The organism is Mucilaginibacter sp. SG538B, from assembly GCF_013376065.1.
Lineage (GTDB): Bacteria > Bacteroidota > Bacteroidia > Sphingobacteriales > Sphingobacteriaceae > Mucilaginibacter > Mucilaginibacter rubeus.
Genome location: NZ_JABMJI010000006.1, coordinates 297,085 through 311,510, shown reverse-complemented (window position 1 = coordinate 311,510; position 14,426 = coordinate 297,085). Strand labels below are relative to the sequence as shown.

Annotated in this window: 6 protein-coding genes; 5 read left to right on the top strand and 1 reads right to left on the bottom strand. The window is 41.8% G+C overall.

Annotation, left to right across the window (positions count from 1 at the left end):
- Positions 1-3 precede the first annotated feature (3 nt).
- From FHW88_RS26950 to FHW88_RS26935, 4 genes are all read left to right on the top strand, one after another.
- A complete protein-coding gene (locus FHW88_RS26950; RefSeq protein WP_176628662.1) occupies positions 4-1,410 on the top strand; it encodes a sugar porter family MFS transporter in 1,407 nt (468 codons plus the stop codon).
- Positions 1,411-1,874: 464 nt separating this feature from the next.
- Positions 1,875-2,021: a hypothetical protein gene (locus FHW88_RS26945; RefSeq protein WP_176628661.1), complete on the top strand. Its 147-nt coding sequence runs from the start codon at positions 1,875-1,877 to the stop codon at positions 2,019-2,021.
- 469 nt (positions 2,022-2,490) lie between these two features.
- Positions 2,491-5,631 (top strand): SusC/RagA family TonB-linked outer membrane protein, encoded by a 3,141-nt coding sequence (locus tag FHW88_RS26940; RefSeq protein ID WP_090533166.1) that lies wholly within the window; start codon positions 2,491-2,493, stop codon positions 5,629-5,631.
- 11 nt (positions 5,632-5,642) lie between these two features.
- Positions 5,643-7,196 carry a RagB/SusD family nutrient uptake outer membrane protein gene (locus tag FHW88_RS26935; RefSeq protein ID WP_176628660.1) on the top strand — a complete coding sequence of 518 codons (1,554 nt, stop codon included), beginning with the start codon at positions 5,643-5,645 and terminating at the stop codon, positions 7,194-7,196.
- A gap of 465 nt (positions 7,197-7,661) precedes the next feature.
- On the opposite strand, the gene FHW88_RS26930 is transcribed toward FHW88_RS26935, so the two are convergent.
- On the bottom strand, positions 7,662-9,134 hold the full coding sequence (locus FHW88_RS26930) for an RICIN domain-containing protein (protein WP_090533168.1): 1,473 nt from the start codon (positions 9,132-9,134) through the stop codon (positions 7,662-7,664).
- Between the two features lie 843 nt (positions 9,135-9,977).
- On the opposite strand from FHW88_RS26930, the gene FHW88_RS26925 reads away from it, so the two are divergent.
- Positions 9,978-14,093 carry a two-component regulator propeller domain-containing protein gene (locus FHW88_RS26925; protein ID WP_176628659.1) on the top strand — a complete coding sequence of 1,372 codons (4,116 nt, stop codon included), beginning with the start codon at positions 9,978-9,980 and terminating at the stop codon, positions 14,091-14,093.
- Positions 14,094-14,426: the final 333 nt, after the last annotated feature.

Below are 14,426 nucleotides of genomic sequence, written 5' to 3'. Positions count from 1 at the left end.
GCTATGAAACAAAAACTATCGCCGGAAACCAAAACCTCCGCCCTGTTTTTAACCGCTGTAACCCTTATAGCCACATTAGGCGGCCTGCTTTTTGGTTTTGATATGGCCGTTATTTCGGGTGTGCTCCCGTTTGTGAAAAGCCAGTTCGCGCTATCGGCTGCTACCGAAGGCTGGTTCGTATCATCGGCACTCATCGGGTGTATTATCGGTGTAGCTTTTTCGGGGGACTTAAGCGACCGGGTAGGCCGTAAAAAAATGCTGATGTTATCGGCGGTGCTTTTCTTGCTTTCTGCCCTGGGTTCGGCCTTGTCATCGGGCTTTACCTTGCTTATCTTAGCCCGGATGCTGGGCGGTATGGGTGTTGGCGTAGCATCAATTGTGGCACCGCTATACATATCAGAAATTGCCCCGGCACGGATACGCGGCCGCCTGGTAACTTTTTATCAACTGGCTATCACCGCGGGCATTCTTGTAGCCTACCTTACCAATGCCGGCTTACTTAATTTTTCATTACACCATAAGAGCAGTTACTTAGGTACAATTATCGATCTGGTGATGGTTAAAGAAGTTTGGCGCAGCATGCTTCGCCTGGGCGCCATCCCTGCCCTGCTGTTTTTTGTTGGTCTGTGCTTTGTACCAGAAAGCCCACGCTGGCTTATTCAAAACGGAAAAACCGACGATGGCATTGCCGTCCTCTCAAAAGTAACCGACTATGCAACGGCTCTAAAAGACGTAACATTGATAAAGAACACCCAAAGCCGTGACATAGGCACCTACCGCGAGATATTTGCACCAGCTATGCGTAAACCATTGCTAATTGGCTTGCTGCTTCCGCTGTTCTCTCAGTTCAGTGGTATTAACGCCGTTATTTATTATGGCCCCAGAATATTGAGCGATGCAGGCATCAATATCAGCAACGCCCTGCTTAGCCAGATCATATTTGGCATTGCTAACTTCGCTTTTACGCTAATAGCCATTTGGAAAGTTGATAAAATGGGGCGCAGACCGCTATATATAGCCGGCGCTTTAGGCGCCACGATTTGCCTTCTTTTTACCGGGGCTTGCTTTTATACAGGTGCTACAACCGGCCTTGCATTAGTTGTTAGCATCATCCTATTTTTAGCTTGTTTCGCGTTCTCGATAGGCCCGTTGAAATTCGTTATCGCATCCGAAATTTATCCAACAAGAATCCGAGGCCGGGCTTTAGGCTTAAGCATCATGACCATGTGGGTGGCGGATACAATTGTAGGGCAGCTAACCCCTATGTTTTTAAATTCAATCGGGCCGGCGGTCACCTTCTGGTTCTTTGCGGCGTGTTGTTTTTTTTCTTTAGTGATTGTGTATAAAATGGTTCCCGAAACCAAAGGAAAATCGTTGGAAGAGGTTCAGGAAATCTGGGCTGGGCACTAACCTGAATTTGCATTCAGAAAGGTCACTTCAGAGTGCTGCTTAACCTTCCGCCTGAGGTTCACTCCCGGCAACAGGTTGGCAATTTTCTGAGTATCGCGGGCCGCCCCAATCGTATTATTTAGGGCATTAACGTTCTTTATAACGTAAAAGGTATATTTTTAATCACTTAGTTTTTAGCTGAAGCAAATGCACCGCCTGTATGCCCGCCGCAGGACTTCCGGTCGGATAAATCGAGCTTTGTGAGGCCCCGGTAATAGCAGTACTTATCACCCAAAGCCTGATGGCATTAGCAGCGGTATTTACCGAATAACTTTGTGTAATAGTATGTCCTCCACCGATCTTCCAAGACGGGATACGATGCCGTCTTCCACTGGCAACGCTTCCATTGTACCCTTTGGAGCGATCTTCCGCCCGTCCGCATAGTTGATGCTGACCTGGCTTTATCTGTACTGGCTATTTTCAGCTTGGCATCATCAATCAACGCCTTTAATCCCTGGTACAGTGTAACTCAACGCGATCATTACTACAAGAAGTGCAGTTCATTTAACCGCTGGCCTTACATTGCCCAGTTGCCCGGTATGCGAATTGAATGGGAAACCGGTGGCAATTGAAGACTATAAGTGCTACAAAACGCTTTCTCATTAGATGATTGCCTCCCTGGAGCAATATGCTGTGGTTTATCCACTAAGTGCTTTTTTCAACTAAAAATTTCCCTTTTGTCCCCTCTTTTTTGCTGGTTAGCCCCTTTTGTTTTCTGTGTTTTTCAAAGACTTTGCATCTCTCGAATGGTCATTAAGAGATGACTATTCGTGCAACCAATTATACTGTTAATTAAACCCATGATGAAAAAAAACCGAACGCAGCGCATGCTCCCAGGAAAAGGAAGCAGCATGCATCTTAATTGAAAACGATCTCGAGAAATGTCGGTATAAATACTGCCCGGGCAATTGTCCTTTATTGTTAACCCTGAAAGCTTCATTTAAATTATGCTTTTCGGTTGTTGGTGCCTTACATACCAACAGCGTTTACATAACTGTCTTTTGCCAATACCCAAAAATCTAAATTATTAATAACCCAATTATGAAACGAAAATTACTTATTTCAAATTATTTGTATTCCAGGGGTTTTCGCACCACACTTAAAACTTTGGCATTATTTATATTGCCAATCGGTGCTAACGCGTCAATTCCAAATTTAATTCACAAAAGCAGCCTGATAATCGCTCAAATAGTTCCTGATAAAGCTGCGATTACTGTAAAAGGATCCGTCATAGACGCCTCCAACGGCCAGCCCCTGGTAGGTGTTTCTATCAGTGTCAAGGGAACTAACAAAGGTACGCTAAGTGATATAAAGGGAAACTTTCAACTTAACAATGTGCCGGAAAATGCCGTGCTCGTTGTAACCTACATCTCTTACGAAAAAGTTGAAATAGCCGTAGGCGGAAAGACTGATATCGCCATAAAGCTTCAGCCATCGATGAAAACGCTCAACGATGTTGTAGTAGTAGGTTACGGAACGCAGAAGAAAGAAAACCTTACTGGCTCTGTAGGTATTGTAAATACGCAGGATCTGGAAAGCAGGCCTTTGACAAATACAGGCCAGGCACTACAAGGTACAGTTTCAGGTGTTTATGCGCTGCAAAGTTCAGGTAAACCCGGAGATGACAATACTGTCATCGACATCCGCGGCGTCGGAACTTTTGGAGATAATTCTCCTTTAGTGTTAGTTGACGGCTTTCCCGGGGCTATAGGCGACGTGAACCCTAATGATGTTCAATCAATTTCGGTGCTTAAAGACGCGGCATCATCGGCTATTTACGGTAACCGGGCTGCAAACGGCGTTGTTTTAATTACTACTAAACGAGGATCTGCAGGCAAAGTCCGTGTTAATTACAGCGGATATGCAGGTATTCAGAGCCCGACAAGGCTACCTAAAGTACTAAACTCGGTTCAATATACTACACTGCATAATGAGGCGGATATAAATAGTGGAGCGCCTCCTACATATCCCGACTCGATAATCCAAAAGTACGCGGCTCACAATAACCCCATGTATCCGGATATCAATTATTTTGATGTATACTATGGTAATGCTTACATGCAAAACCACCGGGTAAGTGCAACAGGAGGAAGTGATAACGTTAATTATTCTTTTATGCTTGGCCATTTGGATCAGGATGGGATTCTGGTTGCTACCAATTACAAGAAAACGGACTTCCGTCTTAACCTTGACAGCTATCATTTAAAAGATAAAAAGCTCCGTGTTTCGGGCAACATATCCGGCAACGTAGGGATAAAAAATGAACCAACCGATCTTTGGAACGCTGAATGGTACGCAACCTTAGCGCCAATACATCCGCTTAAAGATGCCAACGGCAACTGGGTTTCTGTTAATGGCGAACGCAACTATTACGGTGAAATTAAAGAGGGCAGTACAAACCTTACAAAACGCTATAATTTCAGCGGTCAGGCCGAAGCGGAGTATAAAATTCTGCCCGGTTTAAGTGCGCAGCTTACCTACGGTTATAACGTTATCTCTACTAACGGCAATGCCTTTCATGCCAATGTAACCTTACAAAACCAAAACGGAACAGTTACGCAGTTACCTTCTGATTTGACTACATCAAGCGAGATTGATGGCCACTCATTACTTACCGGTTTACTAAAATACAACAAGACCATTAACCGTCATTCATTCAATTTATTAGGTGGCTATAGCGAAGAGGAGTTTACTTACGATTGGCAAAGCGGCTATCGTGCACATTTTGTAAATAATTCTCAGCGGATATTGAATCTTGGCGATGCAGCTACGCAAACAAATAATGCCGGCAGCTATGCTCTTGGCCTTCGCTCATACTTTGGCCGTTTCAATTATGCTTTTGATGAAAAATATTTATTTGAAGCCAATATCAGGAGGGACGGCTCTTCCAGATTTGCACAAGGAAAACAGTGGGGTACATTTCCTTCATTCTCAGCTGGATGGGTGATATCTAAGGAAAGTTTTATGAAAAACCTGAGCTGGCTTGATTTTGCGAAAGTTCGTGCTTCCTGGGGCCGTTTAGGCAATCAAAATATCAGCAATTATTATAATGGCAGCGATATTCTGAATTCGGGCCAGAACTATTCGTTTGGCGGAACCCTTTACTCGGGTGTTGCCATTACCGCAATGACTAACAAAGATTTGACATGGGAAACAGCTCAGCAGCTTGATTTCGGCCTCGACATCTCTTTGCACAATAATATTGAAATTACAGCGGATTATTTTGACAAAAGGACTAAAAACCTGCTGTTGACCCAACCGATTCCACTAACAATTGCTCAATCGGCTCCAACGGCCAATGCAGGTGAAGTGCAAAACAAGGGCTTCGAACTCGGGATTTCGTATAAAAAGGCATTTGATAATGGTATTAAATTAAGGACTTCTTTAAATGTGTCGCACATTGTCAACAAGATCCTCGCTATGAATGTACCTCAGCAGTTTACATCACCAAAAGCTATTGTTGTTGGCTCTGCTATCAATTCATTCTACGGCTATCAGATGACGGGTATTTACCAGATCGCCGACTTTACATGGCAAAACAATAGTGATGCGTCTATACCTTATGCAAGCCGTACTTATACGCTTAAGCCAGGTGTTGTTAAAGTAAGTGATTATAACGCACAACCTGGCGATATTAAATATGCCGATCTTAATGGAGATGGTATAGTTGATCAAAATCATGACCGTAAAGTTATCGGGAAGCAGTTTCCAGGTGTAACGTATGCATTCAATTTCAATGTGGCCTGGAAAGGCTTTGACCTTGGCGCGTTTTTACAAGGCGTACAAGGTATGCAAGGTTATACCTACTATGAAATTGCTTCGCCTTTCAGCGGCTTTGCCAACCTTGGTACCTGGTGGTTAAACAGGTGGACACCGCAAAATCCTTCTAATACTTATCCGCGCATCACGTTAGATGGCGTAAAAAATAATATCCACTCCTCTTTTTATGTTGAGAATGCATCTTATCTGAGGATCAAAAATATTGAATTAGGGTACACCTTAAGTCCGGCTGCCATTAAGAAGATCGGTTTAAGCTCATTGAGGATCTATGCGAACGTGCAAAACGCCTTCACATTCACCAAATTCAAAGGCTTTGATCCCGAACAAACTACAGATCAAACAAGGGCCGAAGCGTATCCGCAGGTCCGTGTGATGACCGCGGGTGTAAATGTTAATTTCTAAATGATAAAATCATGAAAAATATATATAAAGTCTTAACTGTATTAGCTGTTATTAATCTTGCAAGCTGCAAGAAAGGTCTGTTGGACAAGACTCCAAATGACCGCTTATCACCATCAACATTCTACCAAAATGAAACCCAGGTAAAAATGGCCTTGGTGGGTATTTACAATGCGTTACAGCCCAATGCCACGCCGGCACAATTTTTCCAGTTTGATTTTGAATCGGATAACGCCTATTGCCAGGACGCGTGGCAGGGCTCGAAGGAAGTGGGGGAATGGCAAACAACATCCAACAGTTGGGCCCCATACGCTAAGTGGACGCAGGACTATACTATTATCTCCAGAGCCAATGAGTTCCTAAAGGATGTTGCCGCTGCAAGCATTGATGCTACAGTAAAAAGCCAAATGACAGGAGAGGCTAAGTTTTTACGTGGTTACGCCTATGCTGATTTGATTGCTTATTTCGGCGATGTACCTTTAATTACCCAAGTTCAGTCACTTTCGGACGCATATGTTTCAAGAACGGCCAAAGCCACTGTGCTTACCCAGGTTGTAACTGACCTTACAGATGCCGCAGCAGCATTGCCAGCCTCTTACTCAGGTACCGACGTGGGCCGTGCAACAAAGGGTGCCGCCCTGGCCTACAAAGCAAAAGTGCTTTTGTATAATGGAAAATGGGCCGATGCCGCGCAGGCAGCGCAGGATGTGATTGATCTTAAAGCCTATAGTTTATATCCAAATTATGGTTTATTATTTGATGAAGCGCATGAAAACAACAGCGAGGTAATTTTTGATATCCAATATATTCCAACCACCCAACCACAACCATGGCCGTCATCTGCCCTATCTTTGAGCGTTTGGCCAACACCAAATGTTACCACCGATTTGATCGATTCATATTACATGACCAATGGATTGCCAATTACCAATTCGGCTTCTGGGTACAATTCGCAAAACCCTTATGTTAATCGCGACCCAAGACTGGCCGCTTCAGTGGTGCTGCCCGGCTCTCAGTGGGGTTCAACTACTTACATCCCCGCCACTGATGTAGTGCCGTCAGGGGCCCGTCCGCGTAAATACGCAGCAATTGGTATTGCCGACCCTAATAATTGCTCTTTAAATACTATCCTGATGCGTTATGCAGATGTATTACTGATTCGTGCAGAAGCCTTGATTGAATCCGGAAGTACTGCACCCGAAATTTATACACTCATTGACCAGATACGGGCAAGGGTAAATATGCCAACGGTAGAAAGTGTGGAGGGAGCCGGTTTAAGCCAGGCACAATTACGTGCCGTTTTGCGCCACGAGCGTAGGGTAGAGTTCTTTATGGAAGGCACCCGGTATGCAGATATGTTACGATGGAAAGATCAATCCCTTGTTCATGACGTGTATGGTTACGACAAATCGTTGCTAAAAAACCCGGCAAGCCCATCTACCTGGAAATTTAGCCAGGTTAAGTTAGAGACCAGGACATTTGACGCTGGCAAAGGGTGGCTTTGGCCGATTCCTCAGGCTGATATTGATATTAATAAAAAATTGTTGCCTAACAATCCGGGATATTAGGGCTCCCGGACATTACATCATTAAATGATGTGATTGCCCCCCCTCTTTAACTATACAACCCTCGATAGGACTGCCGATTGCGGCGACCTATCGAGGGTTTGGTTTTATAAGTGCCTTTGTAATGTATCTGATTGAAATTTTGTTACTTGTTATAGTGTTGTTTAAAAACGATAGTTTTGATTGTAAAGACGCATAATGCGTCTCTCGCTTGCTATTTACGACAACTGAGAAGCTTTTGAAATCGGCTTGTCCTGTGGAAGACGCAATTATGCTCTACATAAAATGCATTAAACCAGATTTTTTTTTGCGAAACATTATGGGACTAAAGCAAATCAATCTGATTGCAACATGAATAATTATTCGCGCAGCAAATTATCAATTCAAAAGGCCGTCCTTTTTGAGACAGCCTTTTGAATTTTGTTTTTAAACTAAAGCCGGGTGCTTACCCTGGCAATTAAATATGTTCTATTGAGCAATAAGTTTCCATTGCTGGTTATAACTTGAACCCTGTGGCCACTGCTGTACAGCTGATCCATTGGCAGTTAAACCTCCGGTATCAAGGCATTTGCCTGTGGTTAGATTAATTACCCTATAATAGCCATCTCCGGTTGAAACAAGCGACCAACGTTGGTTTGTACTCGTGCCTACTACATACTGTAAAACATTTGACCCATCTGCGGTATTTGTACCCACATCAAGACATTCTTTTCCGGTAACACAACTTAAAGTATAATAACCGGCAGTGTAGCTTATATTCCATTTCTGGTTATTGCTTGTTCCTGATGCCCATTGAGCCACAGCTGCGCCATCGGTTGTACTGCCCAGGTTATCAAGCATAAGGCCCGATGCCCGGTTTTGAAGTTGATATCGCCCGTCAGCAACCGGCCCTATCCATACGGGTGCAGCGGTAAGCTTCCATGACCACCTGAACATATTTGCGGTACCCGGGCTAACCTCGGTAAGGTTATTGTTTGCAGTATACCACCGATAAGTATCAATATCATTAACGCCCGACCATGCTATTGTCCCCATTGAATTATCCTTGGCGTAGGCAAGCGATCCGGTGAGGAAGGCCTGGTCAACATATACGCCGGTATCCCATTGCCACCAAAAGCTCATGTTCCTGAAAGTTTCGATACCAACCTCGGTAACTATGGTACGTGACGCGTATGAACCTGTACGGGCCGACATGATATTATAGTAGCTTGACCAAACATTGTACGAGCCCCAGAACCACCAGTAGCAATGCAGTCCAAGATACTGGTTGGCTAACCTTGAATCGGCACCAACCGCAGTTACGTCGGCGGCATACCCTGTACCATCAAGGATACATTTTCCATCGGCCGGGCTATAAGTGGTTAAGAAACCAGCATATAAGTTGTTCAGGTCGGTACTTGAATAATCAACCGGCTCGTTGATAGGTTCATATAATACCGATGTATTGTTTTTATATACATTATTTACTGTTGTCCACATGGTATGCCATTGTGCAGTATCAGGTACATGATGTACCCCAACCGGCCAGTAACAAAGTATTACTTTACAGCCGTTTGCCACAACCGCGTTAATTGCAGCCTGGTAAACCGGCCAATAAGTTGAGCTTGAGGCAGTCCAGGGGTTTATCGGCATCCTGATGGTGGTGCCGCCGCTTGTTTTAACGGCACTGGATATATTAGTGGCCAAAGTAGCAGCCTGCGTAGCGGTAAGCGATGTAGTCATACCACTGGGCAATACAACCCTCCCATCTCCCTCGTTTCCGTTAGGGTCGGCCCAGTTTATACCCCTGAAACCGTTTGTATTGGTGGTTGAAAGGGCAAATGATTGTTTTCCAAATTTTTGGCCTGATAGGTCAGCGCCTTTTTGAATAGGGTTTTTAGAACAGCCCATGGCCAGGGCTAACAGGCAGTATAGTGCCCCGGTAGTTAAGTTTTTTCTCATAATTTTATATCAGGTGTTAAATAAGTAGCTCTTTTGATCAATCGGTTTTAATTTTTAATTATGGCGGGGCCCTTCCCAGCGTTAATATGAAGTGAATTATATCGGTTACCAGTAACCTGACCGAATGCATGTTCGGGCACAAATCAAATATTATCATGGCAGATGTTTTGAACAATAGATTTTCTGCCGATAATTAACTGTCAATCACTGCGGCATGTAACCGTCAGTAATTTAATTAGCCATTAAAAATGGCTATACGTAATATCGGAGGATGAAAATCCGTGTTTATATGGTTGTCCTAAATTTCTTTTAAAAAGTAGGAATTGAAAAGGGGCAAAGCCTCAATATTGAGGGGATAAAGTGGCATTTTATCCGGGTTTATTACAATAGCACAGCTTTTAATTTGCTTTTTCGTCGATTCAACGAATGCCTTTTGTTCGTAATTATTGTTATAAATACAATTAATAATTATTTACATTTGAATGCCTTATAAACTTAGTATTCCAGCATTATATGACAGGCTCTGCCAAAAGTTAAGCGAACTGATGAATCATTTTAATGAGCATTAAATGAGTTTTTGATGCCTATTGGTCCTTACAGGAAAATTCATCAAATGAACATCTAATACCTGGATATTAGAAAATTATTTGCAGGCACTTCTGGCACAGCCAACAAACTCTGTTTTTATATTGCTAAATTGTTGAAGGTTACAAGTGTATCAAGTACAATATTAAACGCATTAGCCTGCCTAAGCCAAGGCGGCGATAACTGGTTTATAGTGTAAAAAATGTTAGCGATGATACGGAGTGTTGTATTTGCCTAATTAAAAGTGATAACGGATCTATGCATAAAGTTGTCTTGTTTTTTCTGATTAATCTTCTGTTTGTCAGTGTTGTGAACGCGCAGGCTCCGGTAACTTTTCCAACTAACGATGCAAGGAATTTTGCATTAAAATCATATACCACTCATGATGGCCTGCCTTCTGAAAATGTAACAGTGGCACTTAAAGACAGCCGGGGGTATATGTGGATAGGGACGGATAACGGGCTTTGTAAGTTTGACGGCTACACTTTTGAAAGTTTAGTGAATATTCCCGGAAATACCGCGAGTATAAGTTCAAATTTTATCAGTGCGCTGGCCGAAGACAAGAACGGAAAGATATGGGTTGGCACCATGGACGGCTTAAACATTTTAGATCCCAATACCGAGAAGTTTGAACGATTTTATCATAGCGATAAGATCAAAGAGTCGGTAAGTAATAATAAGATTTTTTCGATCTGCTGCGACAAAGAAGGAACAATATGGATAGGTACGGATGATGGTTTTAATCAATACGTGTCAAATAAGCGATCTTTTGTTAGTTATAAACCCAATCAGAATGATCGATTTTCAATAAAAGGCAAGTCGGTAAATGCAATTGTTGAGGATGATAAAAAAAACTTGTGGCTGGGAAACTGGAATGGTGGATTAAATAAATTCGATAAGGTAAGTAAACATTTCAGCAATTATCCGCAGACTGAATCTCAGCTTAAAAAAAGCCCCAATGATATTTGGAGCCTTTTTTACGATCAAAAAAACGGTTGCATTTGGGTAGGTACCTATTGGAGCGGCCTTTTTTGTTTTAACCCTAAAAACCAGCAATATACCCGGTTTTCGAGTCACGATAATATCAACGTAGGAGCTTTTAGCATTGATAAGGCTAATGACTCCACTTTAGTTGTTGGAAGTAACGGCGGGTTCTATTTTATAAATAAGGGTAATGGTCAATGGCGAAAGATTGGCGATATTAATAGTACTGCGGATGGATATGTTTATAATGATGGGGCCGGTATTATGTGGCTTTGTGGCAAAGACGCCTTAACAAAAGTTGATTTTACACAATATAAATTCCGTTTCATCCCCTTATCAATCGCGCCCCGCGAAGCAAAAAGTATGTTATTGCAAGGCAATATGTTGTGGCTGGCTACCAACGAAGGGCTATATAAGTTTGATTTACCGAAAAAGACAACAAAGTTATTTCAACATACCAATGATCCCTCAAGTATCAGCAGTAACCAGGTTGGTAAAATATATTTGGATAATGAGGGGGTGCTATGGGCAGCAACCGAAAATGGGTTTGATAAATTTGACAGCAGCAATAATAGGTTTATCCATCATTTTCACCATTCGGCCCTGAGTAATTTTTTTAATGAAGATGTTTTCAGGGATATTCTTGAAGTAAGGCCTCTCGAATATTGGCTCGCCACAGATGCCGGTTTAAAGATTTACCATGAAGAAACACAGCAATTTAAACATTATTATAATGACGACAGGAACCCCAATTCAATTGCCAGTAACCATATTTATAATCTTTTAAAAGATAGCAAAGGCAATGTATGGATCGGAACAAGCGGAAACGGTGTTGATCGTTTTGATCCTAAAACCGGGATTTTTCACCACTATACTTATAATGATAAAATTGCAGGCAGCCTCAGTAATAATATTGTGCATTGCATATTTGAGGATAGCAAAAAGAACATCTGGATCTGCACAGCCGACGGATTAAACAAATATGCTCCGGAAACCGATTCTTTTATTGTTTATTCACGTAAAAACGGATTTGCAAGCAACGTTTTCAACAGTGTAGTTGAAGATGAGGTGGGAAATCTTTGGATCAATTCTGCCACGGGGGTATCAAAGTTTACACCCCAAACATTAGCCATAACTAACTTTGATGAGGGCGACGGCGTATTTTCGCATTCGCTTATTTACAAATCTGCAGATGGGCAAATTTATTTAGCGGGAAATTCAGGTGTCGTGGTATTCGATCCGTCAAAAATTAAATTGAACGATAAAATCCCACCGGTTTACTTTACCGATTTTCAGGTGTTTAATAAATCTGTAAAACCGGGTGCTGATTCACCGTTGAAAAGACCTGTTGGTACAGCAGATACTGCCTTTCTTAATTATGATCAAAATGTATTTTCAATTGAATTTGTTTCGCTGAATTATACTCATCCGGAAAAAAATATTTATCGGTATAAACTGGAAGGCTTTGACGAAAAATGGAATTTTAACGGTAACCAGCGAAGGGCTACTTACACCAATCTTAATCCCGGAACTTATAAATTTAAAGTTATAGCAAGTAATAATGATGGTATCTGGAACAAGACACCCAAATCCCTAATCATCATTATTTCACCGCCATGGTACCGTACCTGGTGGGCATACACAATTTATGCCATATTTATTGGCGGGATAGTTTATCTGTATCTTTTATACCGGGACCGTCAGGCTAAATTAAAATATGAAATACAAATAGCACATTATGAAAGCGAAAAGGAAAAGGAGCTCAGCGAGCGAAAGCTCGCCTTCTTTACCAATATTTCGCATGAGTTCAGAACACCATTAACATTGATCATTAATCCTATTAAGGAACTTTTATATAATGAAAAGAAGACGGTAGATACCTCCAATTTAACCATCGTTTACAGGAACGCGCGCCGGTTATTAGGTTTAGTAGATCAGTTGCTGCTTTTCAAAAAGGCCGAATCGGAATCTGATCAATTGAGGATAAGTAATGTTAATATAATCGATTTATGCAGGGAGGTTTATTTATGCTTTGTACATGAAGCAAAAAGAAAACACATTCAACTTGAATTCATATCACCAACCGATTGTTTGAATGTTTATATCGACCGGGAAAAAACAGAGATCGTGCTGTTTAATTTGCTCTCAAACGCAATGAAGTTCACTCCAAAACTCGGTAGAATTCGGGTTTGTGCAGAGGAATTTGAACAGACAGTTTCAATAATCGTTGAGGATACCGGCTGCGGAATCCCACCTGAAGTTGGCGAAAGACTTTTTAGCCGGTTTTACCAGGTGTCTGATTTGGCCAGTACGTCAAACGGAGGGTTTGGCCTTGGGCTTTATCTTGTTAAAAATTTTGTAGAGCGCCAGGCCGGAACTGTTGAATATCACAGCGAAGCAGGAAAAGGGACAGCTTTTACAATCACTTTAAAAAAAGGGAAAGCGCATTTAAAAGATCAGATCATCTCAGAACAGCCAACAGCTACTTCTGAGTTTTTAAAAGAGTTGATAGATTCTGAAACTACAGCCAATGATATAGTGCCCGCAGCAGAGCCGGGAGAGGAAGTAACAGCGTCTGACCTCAAAACACTGTTAATCATCGATGACCACGAGGATATGAGAGAGTATCTCCGTCAGATATTTAAAATTGAATATAATGTTCTTGTAGCGCCAAATGGTGAGGATGGAATCAAGATTATTAATGAGCAGTGGCCGGATATAGTCATATGCGATGTGATGATGCAGGGCATGACCGGGATAGAAGTTTGCGCCGCTATTAAAGAGAATATAACAACATCTCATGTTCCCGTGATCTTATTAACCGCCAGTGCATCAAATGAAATTAAATTAAAAGGTATTGAAGGGGGGGCCGACGATTATATTGGAAAACCTTTTGATAAAGATATCCTGAAAGCACGGGTTAGCGGGCTGCTTAAAACCCGAAATACACTTCAGCAATACTTTTATAATGAAATTACGCTGAACAATAACCCGCACACTATCTCTATCGAGTACAAAAGATTCCTGGATTCATGTATCCGAATTGTGGAAGATCATATAACTGATCCCGATTTTAATCTGCAATCCTTAGCCTCCGAATTAAATATGTCTTATTCGGGGATCTACAAAAAAATCAAAATGATTTCAGGCCAGCCAGCTAATAGCTTCATAAGAGCTATCAGGTTAAGAAAAGCCGCGCAGCTATTTGTTCACAGCGATTTAAATATATTGGAAACCGCTTATGCTGTTGGAATAAAAGATATAAAATATTTTCGTGAGCAGTTTAAAAAGGTGTTTGATTTAAAACCATCTGAATACATCAAAAAATTCAGGAAGAATTTTAAAAACGCCATGGTTAATCAGGGGGCCGAAAGAAAAATAAACCTGTAATACCTGCCTTGTTTACCCTTTTTTAAAAAGTTAAACTTAATCTTAGCCAGTAGTTTATTGGCTATTTTAAACCTATCCCGGCTCATATGCGTTTGATTATACTTTACTTTTTTTGAAGAAGTATCGCGATAAAAACCGCCCCGGTAAACCGTTTCCCGACGGAAAAGCAAAACAATACTGCTTGCTTAGTCCTATACGCTTTACAAGAAACGTGATGAATATTATGTGGTAAGGTTAGTGACAGGATTAGTGATGTTTTTGGCCTGTATCATGGTATTTATAAAAAGAGAAAGAAAAATTAAAGAAATCTTTCGCCGGGATTATGAAATAAGA

Bases quoted from the DNA above. Each gene is read 5' to 3' on its own strand.
- FHW88_RS26950 (WP_176628662.1), top strand. From the start codon at position 4: ATGAAACAAAAACTATCGCCGGAAACCAAAACCTCCGCCCTGTTTTTA.
- FHW88_RS26940 (WP_090533166.1), top strand. From the start codon at position 2,491: ATGAAACGAAAATTACTTATTTCAAATTATTTGTATTCCAGGGGTTTT.
- FHW88_RS26935 (WP_176628660.1), top strand. From the start codon at position 5,643: ATGAAAAATATATATAAAGTCTTAACTGTATTAGCTGTTATTAATCTT.
- FHW88_RS26930 (WP_090533168.1), bottom strand. From the start codon at position 9,134: ATGAGAAAAAACTTAACTACCGGGGCACTATACTGCCTGTTAGCCCTG.
- FHW88_RS26925 (WP_176628659.1), top strand. From the start codon at position 9,978: ATGCATAAAGTTGTCTTGTTTTTTCTGATTAATCTTCTGTTTGTCAGT.